Here is a 25,246-nt window from a genome sequence, read left to right as displayed (position 1 = left end):
TACCAGTTAAGACGCGCACTGAAAAACGGTTCTCTGTTAGACTTCAATTAACTCTCTCTTACAGTATGGCATTTGCGATGAAAGTAACCTCACAAGTTGAAGCGCAGCGTAAGATTCTGGAAGAAGCCGTCTCCACCGCGCTGACGCTCGCTTCAGGTAAATCAGATGGCGCCGAAGTGGCGGTAAGCAAAACCACCGGCATCAGCGTCAGCACCCGCTACGGCGAAGTGGAAAATGTAGAATTCAACAGCGATGGCGCCCTGGGGATCACGGTTTATCACCAGAATCGCAAAGGCAGCGCGTCATCGACCGATCTCAGCCCGGATGCCATTGCCCGTACGGTGCAGGCTGCGCTGGATATTGCGCGTTACACCTCGCCCGATCCTTACGCCGGCGTTGCCGACAAAGAGCTGCTGGCATTCGATGCCCCGGATCTCGATCTTTTCCACCCGGCGGAAGTGACGCCGGACGAAGCGATCGAACTGGCTGCTCGTGCCGAGCAGGCGTCTCTGAAGGCCGATAAACGCATCACCAATACCGAAGGCGGAAGTTTTAACAGCCACTACGGTATCAAAGTGTTTGGTAACAGCCACGGGATGCTGCAGGGCTACTGCTCAACGCGCCATTCGCTCTCCAGCTGCGTTATTGCTGAAGAGAACGGTGATATGGAGCGTGATTACGCCTACACCATTGGTCGCGCGCTGGGCGATTTGCAGTCTCCTGAGTGGGTTGGCGCAGAATGCGCGCAGCGCACGCTGTCCCGTCTGTCGCCACGTAAACTCTCCACCATGAAAGCCCCGGTCATTTTTGCCAATGAAGTGGCGACCGGCCTGTTTGGCCACCTGGTGGGGGCGATTGCCGGGGGCTCCGTTTACCGTAAATCGACGTTCCTGCTCGACTCGCTGGGCAAGCAGATCCTGCCGGAATGGCTGACCATTGAAGAGCATCCGCACCTGCTGAAAGGGCTGGCCTCGACGCCGTTCGACAGCGAAGGTGTGCGCACCGAGCGCCGCGATATCATCAAAGACGGCATTCTGACGCAGTGGCTGCTGACCAACTACTCTGCGCGCAAGCTGGGGCTGAAAAGCACCGGTCACGCGGGCGGCATTCACAACTGGCGAATCGCGGGTCAGGGCCTGAGCTTTGAGCAGATGCTTAAAGAGATGGGCACCGGTCTGGTCGTCACCGAGTTAATGGGCCAGGGCGTAAGCGGCATTACCGGCGATTATTCGCGCGGCGCGGCGGGCTTCTGGGTTGAGAACGGTGAAATTCAGTATCCGGTTAGCGAAATTACCATCGCCGGCAACCTGAAAGACATGTGGCGCAATATTGTTACTGTCGGTAACGATATTGAAACACGTAGCAATATACAGTGTGGTTCAGTCCTCTTACCGGAGATGAAAATCGCCGGGCAGTAATACCCGTAAAGGCGTTTTAATAATAAAAAAGGAAGTGAGCAATGCGTAAACACCTGTTAGCGATCGTCGCAGCGTCAACGCTGGTTCTTGGTTCTTCTGCGTTTGCTGCCGATCTTGAAGACGACATGGGCATCCTCAGTGAAAACCTGAAGGTGGTGCAGAAAACGGACAATGCGGCGGAAATGAAAGGCGCATTGACCAAAATGCGTGAAGCGGCACTGGACGCGCAGAAATCCACGCCGGCAAAGCTGGAAAATAAAGCGGCAGACAGCGCTGAGATGAAAGACTACCGCCACGGCTTTGACGTGCTGGTCGGTCAGATTGACGGTGCACTGAAGCTTGCCAACGAAGGCAAAGTAAAGGAAGCCCAGGCGGCAGCCGACCAGTTTGTGACCACGCGTAATACCTATCACAAAAAGTATCGTTAATTCTCGGTACGCGCTTCCCCCGTGCGGGGGCGGTTAATCGCCCCCGCATGTTTGCTTTCCGGGCATAAGAAAACCTTATCCACCTCACATATTTGCACGCCTGCCCATAATCTTTTTCGCTCCCACGCCCCCTTAATTGCCGTCAGATAGCGTGATATTCATCACGTAAATACAGTGATTTATCTATATTCAGCATATTTATGTGGCACAGATCACTGCCGGTGCTCGCCTTTCCACTTCGAAGTGGAAAACAACTCGCTACAAACAATTCCCCCCCAACGTTAGTTTTATTCCAGAGCCATTAACGGGGTAAGACGAGTGATTAACGGAGCGGTAATGAACGACGTTGGAGATCAGGCGGTGCAAACAGAGCAGCTCGCTAACACCATGCTGGCGCAGGTGTATGCCCTGCTGGCCCGGCACAACATCATCCCCAACGCAGTACAGGAACAGATGCTCACCTCCCACGTTCGCGCGATGGCGCACCGGTCCGTGACCGGCGAGCCGCTGCCGGAGGTTGAAGCCGAGCTGTTCGACGAAATTTCTCCCGATTCAATGCGGCTTGCCCGTGAAGTGGTCGCGCAGTTTGGCAACCTTCCTGATGAAGAGGCCTGGCTGCTTTCCGTTCACTTCGAAGTCGCGAAAGACAACCTTTAAGGAGCAACACATGGAACAGATTACAGTCGTGATTGGCGATCGCCTGGGTAAAGGTCAGAAAGTGGCGGCAGGCGTTGAAAAAGCCGGTGGACGCGCGGTTGTCGTGCCGGGTGTGGCGGCAGACATGAAGCTCGGTGACGTGATGAAAGCGGAAAATGCCACCTTCGGCATCTCCTTCTGCGGCAGCGGCGGCGCGGGTGCCATCACCGCACAAACCAAATATGGCTACAAAGCCAAATACGGCATGCGTTCAGTGGATGAAGGCGTCACCGCCATCAATGAAGGCTGCAATGTGCTGGGCTTTGGCTTTATGGATAAAGAAGAGCTGGGCGAGCGTCTGGTTCAGGCGTGGCAGAAGAAACACGGCGCATAAGCATGAAAGAACAGTTCACAACCACGGTGAGAGTGAAGGGCAAAGGCGACGCTAAAGCGCGCGCCTTTGCTGATGCACTCAACCACGTTCAGGCCGCGGTGATGAAAGCCTCACCGCATATCTTACTGCGTATTGAGCCACAGGATGTGCAGGTCGTTCAGGCGCAAGAAGCGGTGCGTAAAGAAGCTTTTCTGTTCTTCTTTTTGCGCCGGGAAAGACGCACCTACAGCGTGGAGCTGGATGTGACCGTCAACGTGACTGCCATCAATCTCGACCAGGTGGATTTCGTCACGCAACGCTGATTATTCATAAAAGGGCAGACTGATGTTCTTAATTATATTAATAAAATCGCTCATCATTGGCGGCCTGGTTGGCGTCGGTGTGGGGGCCGGGGCTGCACGCATGTTTCATGCGCCTACCACTCAGGGTATGGGCGCGTTTCGTACGTTGGGGGAACTGAACTCCTGTGAAGGGGATCCGGCATCTCACTTCTCCTTTGGGTTAGGCTTCTTCTTTAACGCCTGGGCCTCTTCCGTGGCCGCAGGGGCATTCACACAGGACGTTGACCACCGCATCATCCCGAACTGGGGTGCTGCAGCACTGATGATTAAAAACCGTAACGTCGGCGAAACGCTGCACGATCCGCGCAAAATGGCGATTGCCTGCGGCGTGATCGGCATGATTGTCGTCACCTTCCTTAACCTCACCGCCTCTTCTGTTCCGGCTGCGCTTCAGGTAACCGCCGTGAAGGTGCTGGTGCCTGCGGCAAACCTGCTGGTCAACACCGTGATGCCGGTGATCTTCTGGCTGGCCGCCATTGATGCGGGTAAAAAATCGGGCTTCTGGGCCACCATTTTCGGCGGCGCGGCGCAGCTGATCATGGGTAACGCCGTACCGGGTCTGGTGCTGGGTATCCTGATCGGTAAGGGCGTTGAAGAGAGCGGATGGAACCACGTCACCAAAGTGATGATGGCGGCCATCGTGGCGCTGTTCGTGCTGAGCGGTTTCTTCCGTGGCTTCGACATGAAGATGATCGAATCCTTCCATCTGACCGTGCCGAACTGGCTCGACATGATCCACAACGCGCTCAGCGGTAAATAACAGGAGCCTCGACATGGAACAGAATAAAGGTTTTTGGTATGCCGACTGGTCGTTCCCGATCTTCGTTGGCCTGCTCTCTTCCGGTGTTTTCGCCGGGACGCATATGTACTACCTCTACGGCATCGGCGCGTTCAACGAAGTGGCCTTCGTGGCGATGCTGAAAGCGGGGATGGATACCGGCGTTTACGGCGCGGTGGCGGCGTTCGGTGCGAGCTTCCTGTTCGCCCGTATTATCGAAGGGTCGCTGGTCGGTATCCTTGATATCGGCGGGGCGATTCAGACCGGGGTGGGCCTCGGGGTTCCGGCGCTGCTGCTGGGCGCGGGCATCATGTTCCCGGTGACCAACTTTATCGCCGCGCTGATCACCGGCCTGGTGATTGGCCTGGCAATTGGCTACGTCATCATCCTGGCGCGTAAGTTCACCATCAATCAGAGCAACTCCACCTACGGGGCGGACGTGATGATGGGGGCCGGTAACGCCTCCGGTCGTTTCCTCGGGCCGTTGATTATCCTCAGCGCCATGACTGCCTCCATTCCTATTGGCGTCGGCTCTCTGGTAGGTGCGCTGTTGTTCTATATCTGGCAGAAGCCGATTACCGGTGGCGCCATTCTCGGTGCAATGATTCTGGGCTGGCTGTTCCCGGTCGCCCTTTAATGCCCGCGGGCGCCCCGGCGCCCGCCTTATCAGGAGATCCTCATGTTTGATTTACTCCTGCGCCGTGCGCGCCTCACCGACGATACCCTGACCGATATCGCCATTCAGGACGGAAAAATCGCGGCGCTGGGCGACATTACCGCGCCCGCCCGCAAAACGGTAGAGTTGAACGGTGAAGTGTTCGTCAGCGCAGGCTGGATTGACTCCCACGTTCACTGCTACCCGAACTCCCCTATTTATCACGACGAACCGGACAGCGTGGGCATCGCCACCGGCGTGACCTCGGTGGTGGATGCCGGCAGTACCGGCGCGGATGACGTGGACGATTTTTATGAAATCACCCGTAAAGCCTCAACCGACGTTTATGCCTTACTGAACATCTCCCGCGTGGGGCTGATTGCCCAGAACGAACTGGCCAATATGGCCAACATTGATGCGAAGGCCGTGAAGCAGGCCGTTACGCGCTACCCGGATTTTATCGTTGGCCTGAAAGCGCGCATGAGCAGCAGCGTGGTCGGCGAAAACGGCATAACGCCGCTTGAGCGCGCGAAAGCCATCCAGAAAGAGAACGGCGACCTGCCGCTGATGGTGCACATCGGCAACAACCCGCCCAACCTCGATGAAATTGCCGACCTGCTCAGTTCAGGCGACATCATCACCCACTGCTACAACGGCAAGCCGAACCGCATTCTGACGCCATCCGGTGAACTGCGTGCGTCCATCACCTCCGCCCTGAAACGCGGTGTGCGCCTGGACGTCGGACACGGGACGGCGAGCTTTAGCTTTGAGGTGGCGAGACGCGCCATTGCAATGGGCATTTTGCCACACACCATCAGCTCGGATATTTACTGCCGCAACCGCATTAACGGCCCGGTAGGGGCGCTGGCAAGCGTGATGTCGAAGTTTCTCGCCATCGGCATGTCGCTGCCGCAGGTGATTGAGTGCGTCACCGCGAACGCCGCCGACGGGCTGCGTCTGACGCACAAAGGCCGTATTCAGCCAGGTCTTGATGCCGACCTGACGCTGTTCACGATAAAACGCCAGCCAACGCTGCTGGTGGATGCTGAAAATGACAGCCTGCAGGCTGAACACATTCTGGTGCCGCTTGCCGCCATCCGCGCAGGCAAGGGCTACATGACCGAACAAGGGAGCACGGAACATGCCTTCGATTTATGAGAAGTATCACTTAAAGCAAGTCATCAACACCTCAGGCCGTATGACGGCGCTGGGTGTCTCCACGCCGCGCCCGGACGTGGTGCAGGCGGCGATGGATGGCATGAATCACTATTTCGAGATGAAGGATCTGGTCAACAAAACCGGCGAATACATCGCGAAGCTGCTGGATGTGGAAGGGGCGACGGTGGTCTCCTGCGCGTCCGCGGGCATCGCCCAGTCCGTGGCGGCGGTGCTGGTCAAAGACAGCGACTGGCTGCTGGAGAACCTGCACGTCACCCCGATTGAGAACAACGAAATCGTGCTGCCGAAAGGCCATAACGTTAACTTTGGCGCACCGGTAGGCACCATGGTGGCGCTGGGCGGCGGCAAGCTGGTGGAAGCGGGCTACGCGAACGAATGCTCCGCCGATCAGCTGGCGGCGGCCATCACGCCGCGTACCGCGGCCATTCTTTACATCAAGTCTCACCACTGCGTGCAGAAAAGCATGCTCAGCGTAGAGCAGGCGGCGGTGGTGGCGCGTAAGCACGATCTGCCGCTGATCGTGGATGCGGCCGCGGAAGAGGATCTTCACGTTTACTATCGCTCCGGTGCCGATCTGGTTATCTACAGCGGTGCGAAAGCGATTGAAGGGCCAACCAGCGGGCTGGTGATCGGCAAAACGCAGTATGTTGAGTGGGTGAAACGCCAGACGGCGGGGATTGGCCGCGCAATGAAAGTGGGTAAAGAGGGGATCCTCGGCCTTACCTGTGCCATCGAACACTACCTGACGGCGACCAAAGAGAGCGGCGAAGAGATGGTGGCGAAGATGACGCCCTTTATTGACGCGCTTAATACCCTTAACGGCGTGACGGCACGCGTGGTCTGGGATAGCGCCGGTCGCGATATCGCCCGTACCGAAATTAAGTTTGATGAAGCCACCACCGGTGTTGGCACCGGCGACCTGGTGACCGCGCTGAAGCAAGGCGAGTACGCCATTTACTTCCGTGGCTACAAGGCCAACGAAGGGATTATCGAAGCGGACGTGCGCAGCGTGAATGCCGATCAGCTGAACATTGTTTATCGCCGCATTAGTGAAGTGTTAGGACAGGAGAAAAAGGCATGAAACTGACCCCCAACTTTTACCGTGACCGCGTCTGCCTGAACGTGCTGGCAGGATCGAAAGCCAACGCCAGCGCCATTTACGAGGCGGCGGAAGGCCACGTGCTGGTGGGCGTGCTCTCCAAAAATTACCCGGATGTCGCCAGTGCGGTTGCCGATATGCGCGACTACGCTCAGCTTATCGATAATGCGCTCTCTGTGGGCCTCGGCGCGGGCGATCCGAACCAGTCCGGGATGGTCAGTGAGATCGCCCGTCAGGTGCAGCCGCAGCACGTTAACCAGGTGTTCACCGGCGTGGCAACCAGCCGTGCGCTGCTGGGGCAGAGTGAATCCGTGGTCAACGGCCTGGTCTCTCCGACCGGCACCGTTGGCAAGGTGAAAATCTCCACCGGTCCGCTGAGCAGCACGGCGCCGGACGGCATTGTGCCGGTTGAAACCGCGATTGCCCTGCTGAAAGATTTTGGCGGCAGCTCCATCAAATACTTCCCGATGGGCGGTCTGAAGTGCCGCGATGAGTACACCGCGGTGGCGGAAGCCTGCGCCCGTCACGACTTCTGGCTCGAGCCGACCGGTGGGATCGATCTGGAGAACTATGAAGCGATCCTGCAGATCGCCCTTGATGCGGGCGTGAGTAAAATCATTCCGCATATCTACAGCTCGATTATCGACAAAGCCAGCGGCGACACGCGTCCGGAAGATGTGCGTACGTTGCTGGAGATGACGAAGAAGCTGGCTAAGTAGTCTTTACCCCTCACCCCGGCCCTCTCCCCAAAGAGGAGAGGGTGTAATCGTCCCCTCTCCCCTTTGGGGAGAGGGTTAGGGTGAGGGGCAAAAACCGCACAAAACCAAAGGAGCCACCATGCACACCCGCAATCTGCTCGTCGCTTCACTCTCGTTACTCGCTACCACCGCCATCGCCCAGACGCAGTACGCCTGGGTGGGAAGCTACAACCCTAACGGCGAGGGGCTGTACCGCTTTACGGTCGATCCTCACACTGGCGCGCTGTCGAATAAAACGCTGGTCAGCACGCTGCCAAACGCCGCGCAGCTCACCGTCTCGCAGGATGGTAAGACGCTCTATCTGGCGAGCGAAGTGGAGCAGGGCGTGGTGCAGGCGCTGCGCGTGGGCGATAACGGTGAACTGAGCGAGCTTAATCAGGTGGCGTCCGGCGGGGCGGGGCCGGTCTATCTCTCCCTGACGCCAAAGGGTCACCACCTGCTGGTGGCGAACTACGTCAGCGGCTCGATTGCTGTTCTGCCCGTTAATGCAAACGGCAGTCTGGAGGAGGCCACGGACACGCATCAGGATCGGGGAGAGCCGGGCGCGGCGAAACCGGCGGCGGCGGTGGAAGGCAGTTTTGCCATTAGCGATCACAATGGCCCCCATGCGCACATGATCGCCGCCGATCCGCGCGGGAAATACGTTTTTTCTACCGATCTGGGTCTGGATCGTATCTACCAGTACCGTTTTGACGATCAAAAAGGCAAGCTGACCCCGAACGATCCGCCGTTTATCAGTGCCTCCTCGAAAGGGGCCGGTCCACGACATTTCGTCTTTACGCCGAAAGGCGATGCGTTATGGCTGATTAACGAAGAGGCATCCACGCTCACGCACTATACGCTGGATGCCCGGGGCAGGCTGCAGGAGGGGAAAACCCTCTCCGCCCTGCCACACGGCTATAAAGGCACCAGCTTTGCCGCCGGGCTGGCACTCAGTGCCGATGGCAAACAGCTGTATGTGGCTAACCGTTTGCATAACAGCATCGGGCACTTTACCGTAACAGCGGATGGCACGCTGACGCATCAGGATGATGTGTGGACGCGTGGTGATTACCCGCGCACCCTGACGCTCGACAAACAGGGGCGCTGGCTGTACGTCATGAATCAGCGCAGCGATAACATTACCCGTTTTCGCGTGGCGCAGGACGGCAAACTCAGCGCCGAGCCGGACTATACCCCGGTCGGCAGCCCATCCCAGATGGTCATTTCACCCTAAGCCGTAAGAGGACAACCCCGTGCGATTTCCGAACCAACGTTTAGCGCAACTTTTCGATCTGTTGCAAAACGAGACGCTGCCGCAGGACGAACTGGCGCAGCGGCTGTCGGTCTCCACGCGAACCGTCCGCGCTGATATCACCGCCCTGAACGCGCTGCTGGCGAGCCACGGTGCGCAGTTTATTCTCAGCCGCGGCAATGGCTATCAGCTCAAAATTGACGATGCAGAACGCTATCAGCAGCTTCAGTCCTCACACCCGCGCGCGCTGCGCATTCCCCGCACCGGGCCGGAGCGCGTGCACTATCTGGTGGTCCGTTTTCTTACCTCCGCGTTTTCGCTCAAGCTGGAGGATCTGGCGGATGAGTGGTTTGTCAGCCGTGCGACGCTGCAAAGTGACATGGTGGAAGTGCGCGAGTGGTTCCACCGCTACAACCTGACGCTGGAAACCCGACCGCGCCACGGCATGAAGCTGTTTGGCAGCGAGATGGCGACCCGCGCCTGTCTCACCGATCTGCTCTGGGAGCTGGCACAGCAGGATAGCCTGAACCCGCTGGTGACCGACGTTGCGCTCAATGCGGGGGTGGCGGAGCAGATGGTTCCCGTGCTGCACGATGCGCTGACGCGGCATCACATTCGTCTGACTGACGAGGGCGAGCTGTTCCTGCGCCTGTACTGTGCGGTGTCGGTGCGTCGCATCAGCGAAGGCTATCCGCTGCCGGAATTTCACGCAGAAGATGTGGCCGAGAATGTCCGTGAGGCGGCGAAAGACATCGCTGTGACCATTCAACAGCTGGCGGATAAAGCGCTTTCGCCTTCAGAAGAGAGCTGGCTCTGCGTTCACATCGCGGCACGTCAGATCCAGGAGATTGCCCCCAGTGCCATCAATGCCGATGACGACGAAGCGCTGGTCAATTACATCCTGCGCTACATCAATACCCACTATAACTACAACCTGCTCAGCGACGAGCAACTGCATGCGGATCTGCTCACCCACATCAAAACCATGATCACCCGCGTGCGCTATCAAATCATGATCCCTAATCCGCTTCTGGATAACATCAAGCAGCACTACCCGATGGCGTGGGATATGACCCTCGCGGCAGTGTCGAGCTGGGGGAAATACACGCCGTATGTAATCAGCGAAAACGAGATCGGTTTCCTGGTGCTGCATATCGGTGTCGGGCTGGAGCGCCACTACAACATCGGCTACCAACGCCAGCCGCGGGTGCTGTTAGTTTGCGATGCCGGGAATGCGATGGTCCGGATGATTGAAGCGGTGCTGCAGCGCAAATATCCGCAGATTGAGGTGACCCGCACGCTCACGCTGCGCGAGTATGAGCTGGCGGAACCGATCGGCGAAGACTTTGTTATCTCGACCGCCCGGGTGAGCGAAAAGTCTAAACCGATGGTGATGATCGCCCCGTTCCCGACGGACTACCAGCTTGAGCAGATAGGTAAGCTGGTGCTGGTGGACCGAACCCGCCCGTGGATGCTGGATAAATACTTCGATGCCGCCCATTTTCGTATTATCGACAGGCCGATTGACCAGCAAACGCTGTTCCGGGAGCTGTGCGAGCAGCTCGAAGAAGAGGGGTTTGTTGGCGCGGAGTTTCTGGATTCGGTGGTTGAGCGAGAGGCCATCGTCAGCACCATGCTGGGCGACGGCATTGCGCTGCCGCACTCCCTCGGGCTACTGGCACAAAAAACGGTGGTTTACACCGTGCTGGCACCGCAGGGTATTGTCTGGGGGGATGAAACTGCCCACGTGATTTTCCTGCTCGCCATCAGCAAGCGTGAGTACGAAGAGGCGATGGCGATTTACGATATTTTCGTGACTTTCCTGCGTGAGCGCGCCATGTCACGGCTGTGCAGTTGCAATGATTTCGCCGGGTTTAAAGCGATGGCGATGGAGAGTGTGAGCCGGTTTTGAGAGACGTTATCCAGAATTCGATGTAATGCAAATGTAATGCTAAGATGCATTACACATTCGATTTCACTGGAGGCATAATGGCCACGCTGAACGTCCGTCTGGATGACAAACTCAAAAACGAGGCTTATGCCGTGCTTGAAAAACTCAATATCACGCCAACGGAAGCCGTTCGGTTACTGTTTCAGTACGTTGCGGAGACGGGGCGTATGCCGGTGAAAACGGTCACTGTTAGCGACAGTGAAGATGAACTCATACAGACAGTCCGGGAGCGGCTGGCTAATCCGCAAAAAGGAATTAAGGTTAGGCTGGATGACTTATGAACTCGTATTTGATCCGAGGGCGTTCAAGGAGTGGACCAGGCTGGGTGATACCGTAAAAAATCAGTTTAAGAAGAAGCTTGCGAACGTGTTGGTGAACCCCTGGGTTGAATCGGCTCGCCTGCATGGCCTGCCTGATTGCGACAAGATAAAACTCAGATCCCAGGGTTATCGTTTGGTCTATCAGGTTCAGGACAACGTTGTGACGGTATGTGTTATTACTATCGGTAAGAGAGAGAAATCAGCCGTTTATCATGACGTAAACAAACGGCTTTAGCGATCACCGCAAATGATGCACAACCTGGTTGCTGCTGCCGCGCCAGATCAGCGAAGGGTCTTTTAAATCCTGCACAAACTTGCCGTCAACCAGCACGTTAATCAAATCCACCACTTCCCTCTGTTCAGCATTCAGTTCTTCAAGCTTATAACCCGTCCAGACCCAGATATCCTTGCCTGCACATTCGCGGCGAATGCGTTTTATCAGCTTCAGAATGTCCGGCACGTTTTGCGGGTGAAGCGGGTCGCCACCGGAGAGTGAAATCCCCTGGCGATGAATGCGCGTGTCGTTGAGATCGTGGATGATCCGCTCTTCCATCTCTGCGGTGAACGGCAGGCCTGAATTCAGGCGCCAGGTGCTTTTGTTGTAACAGCCGGGGCATTCATGGACGCAGCCTGAGACAAACAGAGTGCAGCGGGTGCCGGGGCCGTTGACGATGTCGACGGGGTAGTATTGATGATATCGCATAAGAAGATGTCCAGAGTGTGTGTGCGCGGGTGCCCTCACCCCAGCCCTCTCCCACCGGGAGAGGGGGGAAACGTAGGTGCGCGTTCGGTTCCCTCTCCCTGAGGGAGAGGGGTAGGGTGAGGGGAAACCCCCGACGCCTTAACCGATCTGCCCATTCCCCAAATGTTTCACGCGTCGCTTAACCTCTTCCTGCTTACCGGCGTTAAACGGACGCGCATCGGGACTCCCGAGATAGCCACATACGCGGCGGGTCACCGAGACGCGAGCCGCATCGTGGTTACCGCATTTCGGGCAGGTGAAGCCTTTGCTGGTGCACTCAAACTCACCGGTAAAGCCACACTCGTAGCACTCGTCAATCGGGGTGTTGGTCCCGTAATACGGTACGTGCTGATAGCTGTAATCCCAGACATCTTCCAGCGCCTTCAGGTTGTGCTGAATGTTCGGATACTCGCCGTAGCAGATGAAGCCACCGTTCGCGACGGGCGGATACGCGGCTTCAAAGTCGATCTTGTCGTAAGGGTTCACCTTCTTCTCCACGTCGAGGTGGAAGCTGTTGGTGTAGTACCCTTTGTCGGTTACCCCTTCGACAATGCCAAATTCAGCGGTATCCAGGCGGCAGAAACGGTCACACAGGTTTTCACTCGGGGTGCTGTACAGGCTGAAGCCGTAGCCGGTTTCGTCTTTCCACTGGTCAACCGCATCGCGCAGGCGCTGAACAATGGCGACACCTTTTTCACGCAGGGCGTCGCTGTCATACATGTGCTGGTTGCCGAACAGCGCGTTGATCGTTTCGTGAATACCGATGTAGCCCAGAGAAATCGACGCGCGACCATTTTTGAAGATCTCCGACACGTCATCGTCCGCCTTCAGGCGTACGCCGCAGGCCCCTTCCATATACAGGATGGGCGCAACGCGGGCTTTCACCCCTTCCAGACGCGCGATACGGGTCATGAGGGCCTTACGTGCGAGCTGCAGACGTTCGTCCAGCAGCGCCCAGAAGGCCGCTTCGTCGCCTTTGGCTTCGAGGGCGATACGCGGCAGGTTGAGGCTGATCACACCGAGGTTATTACGGCCGTCGTGAACCTGTTCGCCGTTTTCGTCTTCATACACGCCGAGGAAGCTGCGGCAGCCCATCGGCGTTTTAAACGAGCCGGTCACTTTGACCACCTGGTCGTAGTTCAGAATGTCCGGGTACATGCGCTTGCTCGCGCACTCCAGCGCCAGCTGTTTGATGTCGTAGTTAGGATCACCAAACTTGTGGTTCAGGCCGTCGCGGATAGCGAACACCAGTTTCGGGAACACCGCTGTCTTACGGTTTTTACCAAGCCCGGAGATACGGTTGCGCAGGATAGATTGCTGAATCAGGCGTGATTCCCAGCTGGTACCCAGACCAAAACCGAAGGTCACAAACGGCGTCTGACCGTTGGCGGTATGCAGGGTGTTCACCTCGTATTCCAGCGACTGGAACGCGTCGTAGCACTCTTTTTCGGTACGGGAGTGCGCGTAGCCATCGGCGTCCGGGATTTGCCACTCTTCAGCGGTTTGACGGTGTTTATTGAAGCTTGCCGTGACGAACGGTGCCAGTACTTCATCAATGCGGTTAATGGTGGTGCCGCCGTAAATATGGCTGGCGACCTGAGCGATAATCTGCGCCGTGACCGCAGTGGCCGTGGAGATCGATTTTGGCGGCTCAATCTCGGCATTCCCCATTTTAAAACCGTGGGTCAGCATGCCTTTCAGGTCGATGAGCATGCAGTTGAACATCGGGAAGAAGGGCGAGTAATCGAGATCGTGGTAGTGGATCTCACCGCGCTCATGCGCCGAGACCACGTCGCGCGGCAGCAGGTGCTGACGGGCATAGTGTTTGGCAACAATGCCGGCCAGCAGGTCGCGCTGGGTGGGGATCACTTTGCTGTCTTTGTTGGCATTTTCATTCAGCAGGGCGGAGTTGGTCTGCTCCACCAGGCCACGAATCTCCTGATTAAGACGACCGCGTTTCTCACGCTGAACGTCCCGATCGTGGCGGTATTCGATATAGGCGCGGGCTAACTGCTTGTAGGGGCCCGCCATCAGCTGGTTTTCAACCGCGGTCTGGATCTCATTGATATCGACCTGGCTGCGTTCGTTCATCTGGCTGCTAACGACTTCTGCGACGGTGGCGCAGTAATCTGCGTCATCGACACCCGCTGCTTTAGCTGCACGCAGAATGGCTTCCTGGATGCGCTCTGATTTAAACGGCACTTTACAGCCATCACGTTTCATCACATGCGGTGTCATGATCACTCCATTTTTAAAAACAGGTTATCCACAGAGGTGGAGAAGTGTTCACCGGGCGTATTGTCAGCCAGGCCAGAGACTTCCCTCGTTCCCAACGCGTGTTATCCACAATTCCGGAGAGCTGAGTCGCCGTCTTGTTGTTGGAATAGTAGACGATAAATACAATATGTTGGGTCGGCGTGCATTTTAAGTGCTACATATAGTGATTTGCATCAAACATGTTTGCGATTTATTTGATTCAGAACAAAGTAAAAAGACGAGAGTACAAACGACGGGCACTCCAGCGTTTGTAAAGACGAGAGGGAAAATTCTGATTAATTATTCAACAAAAACAAGCGCTCAGCAGCATGTGCCGAGCGCCAGTCGGTTAACTCACCCCGCATGCCCAGTTCAGTCCGGCCTGGAGAAAGGCTGCCGCCGCAATACTCACCAGTATCAGCGGGATAACAAGTGAGCGCTCGGGTTCGGCGTCCGCGTTTTGTGGCGTTTCTCTGCGCAACGCGGACAGCGCTTCTTCGCCGGTGCGCGCCGCCAGAAGCGCGTTACGCACCCGCTCTTCCGCCAGCGAACTGGTCAGCGTCGTCAGCAGATGCATATGCGTACTGCCGGCCTCGGCGTGCGGAATGGCGAGCAGAAAAACCATCCTGACCGCTTCATTGCCTTCCAGCCCCGGCCAGATAACCGGCTCATCAAAAAGCGCCAGGCAAAACGCCGCCTGCTGCACCGCGTCTGATTTACCGTGCGGAACGGCCAGCGCTTCGCCCAGCGCGGTGGGACCTTCACTTTCGCGGTGTAAGACGCTCTGGATAAAGGCGTCTTTATCGGTGATGACGTTTCGCCCGACAAGCGGTTCGGAGAGCCAGCGGATCAGCGCTTCAGGCGTGCGGCAGGGTGGGTTAATAAACACCAGTTCGGGGTGCGTGAGTTCAAGCAAGTTCATGTTAAGCCTCAATCAAAAAATCACAGGTCGCAGAAGGGGGGATCATCGTCACCGATGGCACGTGTTCTTCCAGATAATTGAGCTGGGGACGCTCTGCCAGGCCAGCCGGAACAGGGACAGGCTGCGTCCCGGCGTTGAACACGCGGGCGATCGTGCCAGGCGATCGTTGCGCATGAGGCAGGGCAGAAAGAACGAGCGGTTCCGGTAAGGCGAATAACGAAAATTCTGCCGGCAGCGTGCGTTCGGGCAGGCGCAGCGAAAAACGCTCAAGCCGGTTATCGAGGGTATGCAGCGTTTGTCGTTGATAGGTGAAGGGGTGACCCGTCGCCTGATTCTCCAGCTGGCGCAGCGTCAGATGGTCTGCGTTATCGGCCAGCGCCACGGTGAAGGAAAAGTGCAGCGGTTTGAGCAGCTGCGCATCGGGCGTGTCGACCACCGTATTGTTAATGCCAGACGCCCGGCCGGGTCGCCAGTCAAGATCGCTGCGCCCCAGTACGCCGGTTGATTTGAATAAGGTCAGGGCAATGACTGCCGGAGCGCTTCCAATAACCTGAAACTCTTTCATGCCGCGGCTATTCACGACCAGCGCTTTGCCCGCTTGTGCGATAGCGATAATGCCCTCGCTGGTTTCGATATCCACGGGCTTCTCGCGATAGCGCTCCTGCCAGTGAGTATCGTCGTACCCCGTTTTACGCGCGATTATTGAGAACGGCTGCGAGGCGAGGGAGTGACGGGTGCAAATATCGCTGTTGATCAGTAAACGCAGCCGGTGATCGCAGTGGCTGTTTACCAGCGAGCTATCAACATGCAGGTTCGGATCGTCGTGACGTAATTCGCACACTATGCGCATTGATAACGGCGTGCGGGTATTTTCCCGGCGTCCAGCGAGATCCGGCGGCAGCGACATGACCGCCTCAAGCACCATCGTTTGGCAAAGAGGGGTTTTGCTGCAGTCGATCAGCGTGAAATGCGCGCAACGCGTCGGTTCATCGTCCGCGAGCGGCGAGAAATCATAGCTGTCTCCGGCATCCGCGCAGTCTTCAAGACTGAATAACGACGTGATGCGCCTGGCGTTGCGCTTGTCTTCAAGCACCAGCGTACCGGCCTCCAGCGTCAGTCGATAAACCGTATTCTCTATCGCCTCTCCTTTCGCGGCGCAGGTCCTGGCAAACGGAGCCGGCGTGTCTTTTAGGTTGACGGTGATATAGCCCACCGGCGGCAGGAGAGGCGTCTGCAGAACAACATGCCAGCGGAAATAAGGCGGAAGGTGTGTTTCGCGTTCACCCTCACAGGTGAGGGAGATGGCCGTTCCTCCGGGTAACGTCTCGCATTCCAGAACGTCGAAGGGCAGCGGCTGGCCCTGATACATTAGGGTAATATTGTCGGCCCGACTGTACAGGGTGGTGTGGATCACGCAGCGGGTCGGGGTGGCCAGCGGGTTGAAAATGAGCAGGTCACCCTCCTGACAGCATGCGGCGGCCAGTGACTTCACCACCAGATTCCACAGGCTGTGACAAAGCTGCTCTGTCTGCTCGAGCCGATGAAGAATGTCCCGGTTAGTGGCATCGCTGTTGCAGCCGCCCATGGAGTCGTGGGCATGGCTTCGCAGAAGCTTCTTCCAGAGGGTGTCCACGATCGGGAGCGTGACCGGAATGCCCTGATGACGCGCCATGGCGATGGTGGGCTCCAGCTGTCGCAGGATAAACTGCTCGATGTCGGCATTTTTCTTTTTGATATCGTAACGCACAGACCCGATCGTTTTGTGAATGCGGGTGTAGCGCGGCGATTTCAGCTCACCTTCCCATAACGCCAGTTGTTCCCGTTTTGTGCGCAGCAGAGCGACGTACTGCTCCAGCGAGCTGAGGACGTAACGGTCCTGCGTGGGAGAGTGCGCGCTGGCAGCCTGCAGGATATGCGGCAGCGCCGGGTCGATGCTCACCTGATCGCCGCCGCAGGGCAGGAGCAGGTCGTCAATCTGCGACCGTGAACGCAGCAGATCCACCATCGGGTAGATCTTGCCGTGCAGATGGCTGGCCTCCGCGCGCATGTTCTTGGCCGCACCATACCCCAGCGCCATTGCACAGGCGATGATGGTTGCACCTGAGGGCGCGCGCCAGAGAAACTGGCTGTTTTTGGCCTGAGTGTCGTGGTCGATACCGCGCCAGAAAACGATGTTATCGATATTGCAGCCCTGCAAAATCGTGGGCATCTGCGCGTTATGCCCAAAGGTATCCGGCAGATAACCGACCTGCATGGCATGCCCCAGCGCCCGAGCGGCGAAAATGCCGTACTTGAGGTTGCGGATAATCGATTCGCCGTGAACGTTATAGGTATCCGTCTGGGTGAACCACGGCCCGACAAACACGCTTTTCTCCCTGACCAGTTTTTCCAGCCGGGGCCGGTAATCGGGATTGATGGCGAGAAAGTCATCCACCACCGCCATCTGCCCGTCAAGGTGATAGCACTGCCAGGCCGGGTCCTGCTCCAGCGTCTCGATGACCTCCGCAAAGTTGTATGACGCCAGCACCATGCTGTCCTGGCGGGTGAAATACCACTCCTGATCCCAGTGGGTATGGGCTATGACGTGGATCTGGCTCATTGCGCTCTCCTTATCTGGCGTTCTTTGGGCTGAGATAAAGCACGCCCAGGGCGCAAATCAGTGCGCCAATAAAGACGCTTGCCAGGTACCCGACCACATTGGTCGCCAGCGGCCAGCCCCAGATAGCCGGCAGGGGCAACGTCTGCTTCACGCCGAGGGCAATCGCCACCAGCGCACCTGCGACGGCTCCTGTCATAAACACGGGGATCAGGCGTGGGTTTTTCAGGATGAACGGGATAGCGCCTTCTGAAATACCGATAAAGCCCAGCAATAACGAAGTGCTGCCAACGGTTTTCTCTTCACGGCTGAACACATCCGGCAGGCCAAAACGCCCATTGAGGAACGCGGCGAGGCCTACCCCAATAGAAGGAATCACGATGGAGAGCTCGCGGGCGGTTAAATCAAATGTCTCGCTCATGCCGTTCAGGCCGAGCGCGACCGATCCTGCCGCCTTGTTGACCGGGCCGCCGAGATCGAACGCGGTACCCGCGGCGATCATGGCCGAATAGAAGCCGCGTCCGGTATCACCCGCCGAGGTAAAAAAGACCACCATCAGCTGGTTAAGCGAACCAAAAATCGGGTTGATCAGATATTCCATAACCATCACCAGCGTAATACCGGTGATCAGCGGAACGACCAGCATGGTTTTAAGGGTGGTAAGCTGCTGTCGGACGTGAATCGCATCATTCAGCCAGCGCACCAGATAGCCGACAAAAAAGCCGATGCCAATTGCGCCGAAAAAGCCGGAGGGCATAAAGCCTTCAATATCAAAGAAGCGTTTGTAGACCTCATCTGACATGATGCCGCCGATCAGTCCGGGGATCAGCGCCGGTTTACCGGCAATGGAAAAGGCCAGATACATCGCAAAGACCGGGTACATGAACTTGATGGTCATAAAGCCCATTTTATCCAGCACGCTGAACGGCGAATGCTCAATGTTTATAAACTGTCCGGTAATTTTGGCCGTCGCCATCATCAGGCCGCCCATTACCACGACCGGTAACATATAGCTGATGGCCGCCATGATATGGCCGATAAAAATCTGGTAAGCCGAACGCTGAATGGCGTCTTCGTCCGCCACAGCGGTAATGTTTTTCTGCATGGCCAGCGCCTGACGCAGGTAGCGGTCGGTATTTTTAATCAGCTCCTGCGTGCGGGTCTGAAGGTGAGGAACGTGTTCAAAACGTTCTGCATCCTGAATGGGAACGTCGGTTGCAAGAATAATGGCCGTGGCGGAGGCAATATCCTGTTTCGTTAATCTGTTTTTTACGCCGTCGCTGCCCTGCGTTTCGACCTTGACCTCAATATTATGCTCTTTTGCCCATGCAATAATTTTACTTGCCGCCATAAACGTGTGCGCGATCCCTGTAGGACAAGCCGTTACAGCGATAATTTTTTGATTCATCATTGTAATAATTCCCTGGGTGTGAAAATAGCGAAAGTATAAAGAGAACTTAAAACAGTGTTTAAGGTTTGCTAATACTAATTACGTATCGTCATACGCTATGTTGCAATATGTGAAGCGCCTTCCAGAGACTATTTCGCTATTCTGCTAATATCCTGTTAGGTTTTAACAGGACGTAATAAATGAATTCATTTCAGGGAAGTGAACGGTTGATATTTGAATACATCCAGCACCACGCGCGCAATATTTCTGATATATCGGCAAAAGAGATTGCGCGTGATACTTTTACAACAACCACCTCGGTTAATCGTGTCTGTAAGAAAATGGGCTATAAAAGTTATACCGAGCTTCGCTATCGGTTTTTACGCGACCATTTTACGTCTGTCCCTGCCGAGCCTGCGATGGGGCCGCAGGCAGACGATATCGTGGTGGACGTGTCCCGGTTACTGACCCATTCCAGCCATATCTATTTATATGCACGCGGGGCATCTCTCACCAGCCTCAACTACCTGTCGCGTTTTTTGTCACTGGCGAGTCTGCCGCACCTGATTCTGAATGATATGCACCAGTTGACCCGGGTATCGAAGGGCACGCTGGTGTTGATCAGTAAATCCGGGGAGACGCAGTCGCTGATAGAAATGGCGCGTAACGCGCTGCGTAAGGGGCTAAAGATTATTGCGATTACCCGTCAGGGTTCGACGCTGGCCGGGCTTTCTACGCTGTGCTGGCCATTGTCGATTGATATGAATGCCGTCTCGTTATACCAGCGAGAGGGACAGCTGGACCTGTTAAGCGCCGTCGATCGTATCGGCTGCAGGCTTCTGCAGCACGATACGGAGTAGGCAGTCCGTCAGAGCTGTTTCACGATACCCAGACGAATGGCGTAATCATTTTCATGATTGCCATCCTGAGTGAGGTAGGTTTTATCCAGCGACACCAGTTCGACGTAAGGCGTCCAGCCGTCGTCGAGCTTGTAGTTGAACGCTACGGTGTGCTCCCAGTAGGTATCATCCCCGGTTCCCTGATCGACATTATCCTGCCAGCGGAAGCGCGGGTTATAGGACATGCCGAATTTCCCGATGTTGTACGCGAACCACAGGTCGAACTGGTGTGATTCGCGGCGGGTGTAGCCGCTGCCGTCCAGGCGTTTGTCGCTGTGCGCATCGTTAACGGTGTTATAGCGGTAGCGGGAAGACAGGTTCAGGCCATTATCGAACGCTTTCCAGCCCTGGATGAAGGGGCGGTAATGCGTATTGCTGGCGGTAAAGACGGTCACCATCCCTGGCGCGATGGCGAACCCATTTCCCAGATCAAAACGCCAGCGCGTTTCGATTTCCTGTGCTGCCTCCGTTAACCCTTTTTCGTCCGGATTATATCGGTCGGTATCACCAAAGAACGTATCGTTATGGTTTTGCGCCGCTTCGACGGAGAAGTAAAAACCGTTATCAGCCTGATGCATCACTTTAATACGTGAATCATTTACTTCTGAGCGCGTATTATGACCAAAGCGAAGATCGACGGAGGTATTTCCGCACCATCCCTGGGTACTTAATAATAATGCGCTAATACATGTTGCTTTAATAATTGTCTTTTTCATAATGTCCTGCCGAGGTTATTTAAATGGCAGGGCTATTCTTATTTTGGCACACCGTGAAGTAAAAGTTATCGTCGTACATTTAGCGTATCGCTAAACATAAAAAAAGAGATACAGCTGGCTGTATCTCTTGAGGGTTATTCCTGTATCCACCAGATGGCTTCAAACGGGCGCAACAGCAGGTTGTCGGGCTGAGGGGGGGCATCCGCATAGTTGCTCAGTGCGACCCGCCAGGCTCCCTGTACTGACGCGGGAACCCATTGCTGGCGCTCATGGCTCAGGTTTGCCACCACCATCAGCGTCTGGCCCTGCGACTGCCGGCGATAGCACCACAGGGAAGGGTGGTCAGGCAGCAGGTCTTCATAATCTCCCCACGTCAGCACCGGCAGGGTTTTGCGCAGGCGAATCAGCGTCTGGTAGGTGTAAAACACCGAATCAGTATCGTCCAGCGCCGCACGGGCATTGACCGTCTCGTAATTGTCGCAAACGCCAATCCACGGCTCACCCTCGGTAAAGCCCGCACTGTGTGTGGCATCCCACTGCATTGGCGTGCGGCCATTATCGCGGGATTTACTCGCCAGAATAGCCAGCAATTCTTCAGGGGCGCGACCGTTGGCCCGCAGTTCAGCGAACATATTAAGGCTTTCAACGTCGCGGTAATCGGTTATACGGCTGAAGTGTGGGTTGGTCATACCCAGCTCTTCGCCCTGGTAAATATACGGGGTGCCCTGCATTCCGTGCAGCACCATGCCGAGCATTTTCGCGGCGTGGGGACGGTACTCCCCTTCATCGCCAAAGCGCGACACAATGCGCGGCTGATCGTGGTTACACCAGAACAGCGCGTTCCAGGCTTTGTTGTGCATGCCCTGCTGCCAGTGGCGGAAGAGGGTTTTCAGCGCCACGAAGTCCGGCCTGGCCAGGGTCCACTTTTCGCCGCCGGGGTAATCCACTTTCAGGTGGTGGAAGTTGAAGGTCATCGACAGCTCGCGCCCGTCGAGAGAGGCGTATTGCTGACAGTTTTCCAGCGAGGTCGACGACATCTCACCTACCGTCATCAGGTTTCGCGGGGTAAAGACGTCGCGGCTCATCTCCTGAAGATACTCATGAATGCGCGGTCCGTCGGTATAGAAGCGACGGCCATCGCCCACGGCGTCATCCGGGAAATCCTGGTCTTTAGAAATCAGGTTAATCACATCGAGGCGTAAACCGTCCACGCCACGGTCGGCCCAGAACTCGCATACCTTTTTCAGCTCGGCGCGCACCTGCGGGTTTTCCCAGTTGAGGTCCGCCTGCTCGGGGGCGAACAGGTGCAGATAGTACTGCTCGCTCTCGGCGTGCCAGCGCCAGGCGTTGCCGCCAAATTTTGAGCGCCAGTTATTGGGCAGTTGTTCCGGCGTACCGTCGCGCCAGATGTAGAACTGGCGATACGGGCTCTCTTTATTCAGCGATTCCCGGAACCAGGCGTGCTGCGTTGAGGTGTGATTGAACACCATATCCAGCACGATACGAATGCCGCGTTGATGGGCCTGCGCGACCAGCTCGTCAAAATCATCCAGCGTGCCGTAGGCCGGGTCGATGGCGGTGTAATTCGCCACGTCGTACCCGTTATCTACCTGCGGGGAAATATAAAACGGCGTCAGCCAGATGGCGTCGATGCCGAGGGTTTGCAGGTAGTCCAGCCGCTGCGTGACGCCGCGTAAATCGCCGGTGCCGCTGCCCGTCGTGTCCTGAAAACTCTTTGGATAGATCTGGTAGATAACGCCGTTCTGCCACCAGTGAGGAAGGGTATTCATAATGCGTTCCTGCAAATGCGAAGGGGCGCAACTGCGCCCCGAAAGATGAAGTTAAACAATCTGCAGCGCGCCCTGACGGTACTTACGCTGGTAAACCACGGTGGTGAGAGCCATTGGGACGACAATCGCGATGACCATCGCCAGGGAAAACACCTGCCAGAATGCGGGCTGGATGGAGAGAATACCAGGCAGACCGCCGACACCGATCCCGTTCGCCATCACACCGTACAGACCGCATACCAGGCCTGCCAGACCGGAGCCGATCATCGCGCACAGCATCGGGAAGCGGTATTTCAGGTTGATACCGTACATCGCCGGTTCGGTGACGCCGAGGTAGGCGGAGATGGCGGCCGGAACAGAAATCTCACGCTCGTTATGCTTGCGGCTGACCAGGATAATGCCCGTGACCGCCGAGGCCTGCGCAATGTTAGACAGCGCGATGATAGGCCAGACCGGTGTACCGCCCAGGCTCTGAATCATCTGCATATCAATTGCCAGCGTGGTCTGGTGCACGCCGGTGATCACCAGCGGGGCGTACAGGAAGCCAAACAGCATGGCACCAATCGGCGCGAAGCTGCCGGTCATCAGGTGACGTACCGCGAAGGCAACGCCGTCGCCAATCATGCGGCCAAACGGACCGATAAACGCATGGGCGAGGAAGACGGCCAGAATAAGGGAGCAAACCGGCACCACCACCAGATAGAGGTAATCCGGTACGATGCGTTTCAGGCGCGTTTCAATAAAGCCCAGCGTCAGACCGGCCAGCAAGGCTGGGATCACCTGTGCCTGATAGCCCACCTTCGCAATGGTGAACAGACCGAAGTTCCACACCTCAGGCACCTGCTGACCAAGTAAGTAAGCGTTCATTAACTGCGGGGAGACCAGCGTGACGCCCAGCACGATACCCAGAATCGGCGTGCCGCCCATTTTGCGCACCGCTGACCAGCAAATCCCGACCGGCAGATAGAAGAAGATCGCTTCGCCAATCAGCCACAGGAAGTCGTAAACGGTTTTCAGCGCCGGGTACATCTGCGCCAGGGTTTTGCCGTCGCTCATCGGCACATCACCGATAACGTTGCGGAAGCCCAGAATCAGACCGCCGCTGATCAGCGCCGGGAGCAGCGGGAAGAAAATCTCCGCGAAGTGGGAAATTAACTGCTCGTGCCATTTCATATTCTGGCGTGCAGCTTTCTTGGCTTGCTCTTTGTCGGCTGAACTGTGCCCGGTTGTCGCCAGCAGAGCCTGATAGTAATCGCCCACTTCGGTACCAATGACGACCTGGAACTGACCAGCGTTGGTAAAGCAGCCTTTAACCATGGAAAGCGCTTCAATGGCTTTCGGATCGGCTTTGGACGGATCGTTCAGCACGAAGCGCAGGCGGGTAATGCAATGGCTGACGGTCGCGATGTTTTCACGGCCGCCTACCAGGACAATCAACTGGTCGATATCTTCTTGTTTGACTTTACTCATCATGAAACCTCATGACCGATGGTGAGGGGGGTAATGACCTGAGCGCAAGCCTACTCCTTCAGCGTGACGGCGAAAATGGGAACGTTCCCGAAATCGGGCGAAGATCACAATAAACTGATAAACGGGGGTTATGAAAGGTGGGCAGGAATCACGATCTGACGCGGCTCAGCACGCCCGTTGATCTGCTCGATCAGCTGTGCAGCGGCCTGCCTGCCTGACTCGGCGTAGCCTGGATCGACGGTGATAATCTCCGGGTGCAGAAACTTCATCAGCGGCGTACTGCCTACGCTCGCGATCTGCAGTCCCTCTATGCGTTGCTCCTGAAGATATTTACTCGCGCCCAGCGCCAGGGTATCGGTGGCGCACACCAGCGCCGTGGTCTGCGGGGTCAGCACGCTGGCGACCTGCTCGTAGCCCTGTTTCATTCCCAGCCCCGGCAGAGACGCGACGGCGGAAAGGTTGTGCTGTTTACAGAAGGTCAGGTAGGCCTCGTGACGCCGCTTGCCGGTGGTAACGTCTGCATGCGGTACGCCGAGGTAGCTGATATGGCGATGGCCTTTATCGTAAAGACGCTGCATCAGGGTAATAATCGCCCCCTCATCGTCGTAACAGACGGAGGCAAAACCGTGGGCATCGCGCGCCAGCATCACCATCGACGCCTGCCAGGGCTTCAGCATCTCCTCTTTGATGCCGGTAAATCCGAACAACACCACGCCGTCAATGTTGCGCCGCTGGAGCATACCCAGATGCTCTTCAACCAGCTGCGTGGAGAACTGGCTCTCCATCATGATCGGGTCGTAGCCCTGCTCATAAAAGGCGGGCAGCATGGTCTGAACGGCGAGGTTTTCGGACAGGGAATCCAGACGCGAGACGATAATGGCAACCACTTTGTCACTTTGCCCGCGCATGGCGCGCGCAGAGCGGGAAGGGGAAAAACCGTGCTGATTCATTACCGCCTCGACGCGCTCGCGGGTGCGTTCGCTGACACCGCTCTCATTGTTGAGCACGCGCGATACGGTGGATTTCCCCACGCCGCTTAAACGCGCGATGTCTTTTATCGTAAGGCGGTTCTGCATGCTGTATTCCCTGTAACAATGACAACGTGGTCAGTAGAGCCTAATGCTATAGCGTGTTTTCGCTATGGGCAAAGTCTGGTTTACGTTCGGTTTATTTGCGGGGGAGTATAATACCGCCCGAATCGCCGCAAACGGTACGGTTAAATCCTTATACTGCGCGGCGGCACCCTACTTTTTTACTTACCGGAGGTGACATGG

The 25,246-nt window shown here is 56.6% G+C and carries 24 protein-coding genes; 15 read left to right on the top strand and 9 right to left on the bottom strand.

Annotated elements, in window-relative coordinates; genetic code table 11:
- The first annotated feature begins 65 nt into the window (after nucleotides 1–65).
- From pmbA to QRN24_RS13615, 14 genes are all read left to right on the top strand, one after another.
- On the top strand, nucleotides 66–1,418 hold the full coding sequence (pmbA, locus tag QRN24_RS13680) for a metalloprotease PmbA (RefSeq protein WP_020882904.1): 1,353 nt from the start codon (nucleotides 66–68) through the stop codon (nucleotides 1,416–1,418).
- Nucleotides 1,419–1,459: 41 nt separating this feature from the next.
- Nucleotides 1,460–1,846: a cytochrome b562 gene (cybC, locus tag QRN24_RS13675; protein ID WP_284942812.1), complete on the top strand. Its 387-nt coding sequence runs from the start codon at nucleotides 1,460–1,462 to the stop codon at nucleotides 1,844–1,846.
- A gap of 318 nt (nucleotides 1,847–2,164) precedes the next feature.
- Entirely contained in the window at nucleotides 2,165–2,503 is a 339-nt protein-coding gene (locus QRN24_RS13670) for a glycine dehydrogenase (RefSeq protein WP_014168376.1), read from the top strand.
- A 10-nt stretch (nucleotides 2,504–2,513) separates the two neighbouring features.
- Nucleotides 2,514–2,876, top strand: coding sequence for an SFCGS family glycine-rich protein (locus QRN24_RS13665; RefSeq protein ID WP_003830384.1), 363 nt, complete (start codon nucleotides 2,514–2,516; stop codon nucleotides 2,874–2,876).
- Between the two features lie 2 nt (nucleotides 2,877–2,878).
- Nucleotides 2,879–3,178 (top strand): DUF4312 family protein, encoded by a 300-nt coding sequence (locus tag QRN24_RS13660; RefSeq protein WP_006810338.1) that lies wholly within the window; start codon nucleotides 2,879–2,881, stop codon nucleotides 3,176–3,178.
- Nucleotides 3,179–3,200: 22 nt separating this feature from the next.
- Nucleotides 3,201–3,977: a DUF4311 domain-containing protein gene (locus QRN24_RS13655; protein WP_014168378.1), complete on the top strand. Its 777-nt coding sequence runs from the start codon at nucleotides 3,201–3,203 to the stop codon at nucleotides 3,975–3,977.
- A 13-nt stretch (nucleotides 3,978–3,990) separates the two neighbouring features.
- Entirely contained in the window at nucleotides 3,991–4,632 is a 642-nt protein-coding gene (locus QRN24_RS13650; RefSeq protein ID WP_014882285.1) for a DUF4310 family protein, read from the top strand.
- A 42-nt stretch (nucleotides 4,633–4,674) separates the two neighbouring features.
- On the top strand, nucleotides 4,675–5,808 hold the full coding sequence (locus QRN24_RS13645) for an amidohydrolase/deacetylase family metallohydrolase (RefSeq protein ID WP_284942811.1): 1,134 nt from the start codon (nucleotides 4,675–4,677) through the stop codon (nucleotides 5,806–5,808).
- Entirely contained in the window at nucleotides 5,792–6,910 is a 1,119-nt protein-coding gene (locus QRN24_RS13640) for a DgaE family pyridoxal phosphate-dependent ammonia lyase (RefSeq protein WP_104440427.1), read from the top strand. Before QRN24_RS13645 ends, QRN24_RS13640 begins: the two co-directional genes overlap by 17 nt.
- Nucleotides 6,907–7,647: a 2-dehydro-3-deoxy-phosphogluconate aldolase gene (dagF, locus tag QRN24_RS13635; RefSeq protein WP_047355607.1), complete on the top strand. Its 741-nt coding sequence runs from the start codon at nucleotides 6,907–6,909 to the stop codon at nucleotides 7,645–7,647. Before QRN24_RS13640 ends, dagF begins: the two co-directional genes overlap by 4 nt.
- A 118-nt stretch (nucleotides 7,648–7,765) precedes the next feature.
- Nucleotides 7,766–8,902: a lactonase family protein gene (locus QRN24_RS13630; protein ID WP_284942810.1), complete on the top strand. Its 1,137-nt coding sequence runs from the start codon at nucleotides 7,766–7,768 to the stop codon at nucleotides 8,900–8,902.
- 19 nt (nucleotides 8,903–8,921) lie between these two features.
- Nucleotides 8,922–10,832, top strand: a complete 1,911-nt coding sequence (locus QRN24_RS13625) for a BglG family transcription antiterminator (RefSeq protein ID WP_284942809.1) — start codon at nucleotides 8,922–8,924, stop codon at nucleotides 10,830–10,832.
- A gap of 77 nt (nucleotides 10,833–10,909) precedes the next feature.
- The gene (locus tag QRN24_RS13620; protein ID WP_020885404.1) at nucleotides 10,910–11,152 is read left to right on the top strand and encodes a type II toxin-antitoxin system RelB/DinJ family antitoxin; all 243 of its coding nucleotides are present in this window, start codon (nucleotides 10,910–10,912) and stop codon (nucleotides 11,150–11,152) included.
- Complete coding sequence (locus tag QRN24_RS13615; protein ID WP_284942808.1) at nucleotides 11,142–11,426, top strand: type II toxin-antitoxin system RelE family toxin; 285 nt, start codon at nucleotides 11,142–11,144, stop codon at nucleotides 11,424–11,426. The genes QRN24_RS13620 and QRN24_RS13615 overlap by 11 nt, the downstream gene beginning before the upstream one ends.
- A 3-nt stretch (nucleotides 11,427–11,429) precedes the next feature.
- On the opposite strand, the gene nrdG is transcribed toward QRN24_RS13615, so the two are convergent.
- The 5 genes from nrdG to QRN24_RS13590 form a co-directional block, all read right to left on the bottom strand.
- Nucleotides 11,430–11,894: an anaerobic ribonucleoside-triphosphate reductase-activating protein gene (gene nrdG / locus QRN24_RS13610; protein ID WP_284942807.1), complete on the bottom strand. Its 465-nt coding sequence runs from the start codon at nucleotides 11,892–11,894 to the stop codon at nucleotides 11,430–11,432.
- 138 nt (nucleotides 11,895–12,032) lie between these two features.
- Nucleotides 12,033–14,171, bottom strand: coding sequence for an anaerobic ribonucleoside-triphosphate reductase (gene nrdD, locus QRN24_RS13605; protein ID WP_032679516.1), 2,139 nt, complete (start codon nucleotides 14,169–14,171; stop codon nucleotides 12,033–12,035).
- Between the two features lie 367 nt (nucleotides 14,172–14,538).
- A complete protein-coding gene (locus QRN24_RS13600) occupies nucleotides 14,539–15,111 on the bottom strand; it encodes a PTS sugar transporter subunit IIA (protein ID WP_284942806.1) in 573 nt (190 codons plus the stop codon).
- A gap of 1 nt (nucleotide 15,112) precedes the next feature.
- A complete protein-coding gene (locus QRN24_RS13595; protein WP_284942805.1) occupies nucleotides 15,113–17,710 on the bottom strand; it encodes a glycoside hydrolase family 38 N-terminal domain-containing protein in 2,598 nt (865 codons plus the stop codon).
- Nucleotides 17,711–17,720: 10 nt separating this feature from the next.
- Nucleotides 17,721–19,118 carry a PTS fructose transporter subunit IIC gene (locus QRN24_RS13590; protein WP_244047618.1) on the bottom strand — a complete coding sequence of 466 codons (1,398 nt, stop codon included), beginning with the start codon at nucleotides 19,116–19,118 and terminating at the stop codon, nucleotides 17,721–17,723.
- Nucleotides 19,119–19,297: 179 nt separating this feature from the next.
- Between QRN24_RS13590 and QRN24_RS13585 the strand changes: the two genes are divergently transcribed.
- Nucleotides 19,298–19,957 carry a MurR/RpiR family transcriptional regulator gene (locus QRN24_RS13585; RefSeq protein WP_014168392.1) on the top strand — a complete coding sequence of 220 codons (660 nt, stop codon included), beginning with the start codon at nucleotides 19,298–19,300 and terminating at the stop codon, nucleotides 19,955–19,957.
- 8 nt (nucleotides 19,958–19,965) lie between these two features.
- Here the strand turns inward: QRN24_RS13585 and QRN24_RS13580 are convergent, their stop codons facing one another.
- The 4 genes from QRN24_RS13580 to treR all read right to left on the bottom strand — a co-directional run bounded on the left by QRN24_RS13580 (nucleotide 19,966) and on the right by treR (nucleotide 25,048).
- On the bottom strand, nucleotides 19,966–20,712 hold the full coding sequence (locus QRN24_RS13580; RefSeq protein WP_284942804.1) for an oligogalacturonate-specific porin KdgM family protein: 747 nt from the start codon (nucleotides 20,710–20,712) through the stop codon (nucleotides 19,966–19,968).
- 134 nt (nucleotides 20,713–20,846) lie between these two features.
- Nucleotides 20,847–22,502, bottom strand: coding sequence for an alpha,alpha-phosphotrehalase (gene treC, locus QRN24_RS13575; RefSeq protein ID WP_284942803.1), 1,656 nt, complete (start codon nucleotides 22,500–22,502; stop codon nucleotides 20,847–20,849).
- Between the two features lie 51 nt (nucleotides 22,503–22,553).
- A complete protein-coding gene (gene treB / locus QRN24_RS13570; RefSeq protein ID WP_020885395.1) occupies nucleotides 22,554–23,972 on the bottom strand; it encodes a PTS trehalose transporter subunit IIBC in 1,419 nt (472 codons plus the stop codon).
- Nucleotides 23,973–24,100: 128 nt separating this feature from the next.
- A complete protein-coding gene (gene treR / locus QRN24_RS13565) occupies nucleotides 24,101–25,048 on the bottom strand; it encodes a trehalose operon repressor TreR (protein ID WP_014168396.1) in 948 nt (315 codons plus the stop codon).
- Between the last annotated feature and the right edge of the window lie 198 nt (nucleotides 25,049–25,246).

Source organism: Enterobacter sp. MEB024, assembly GCF_030209635.1.
Lineage (GTDB): Bacteria > Pseudomonadota > Gammaproteobacteria > Enterobacterales > Enterobacteriaceae > Enterobacter > Enterobacter ludwigii.
Note: the sequence above shows the minus strand (reverse complement) of the source record. Positions and strands in the feature narration are given on the sequence as shown.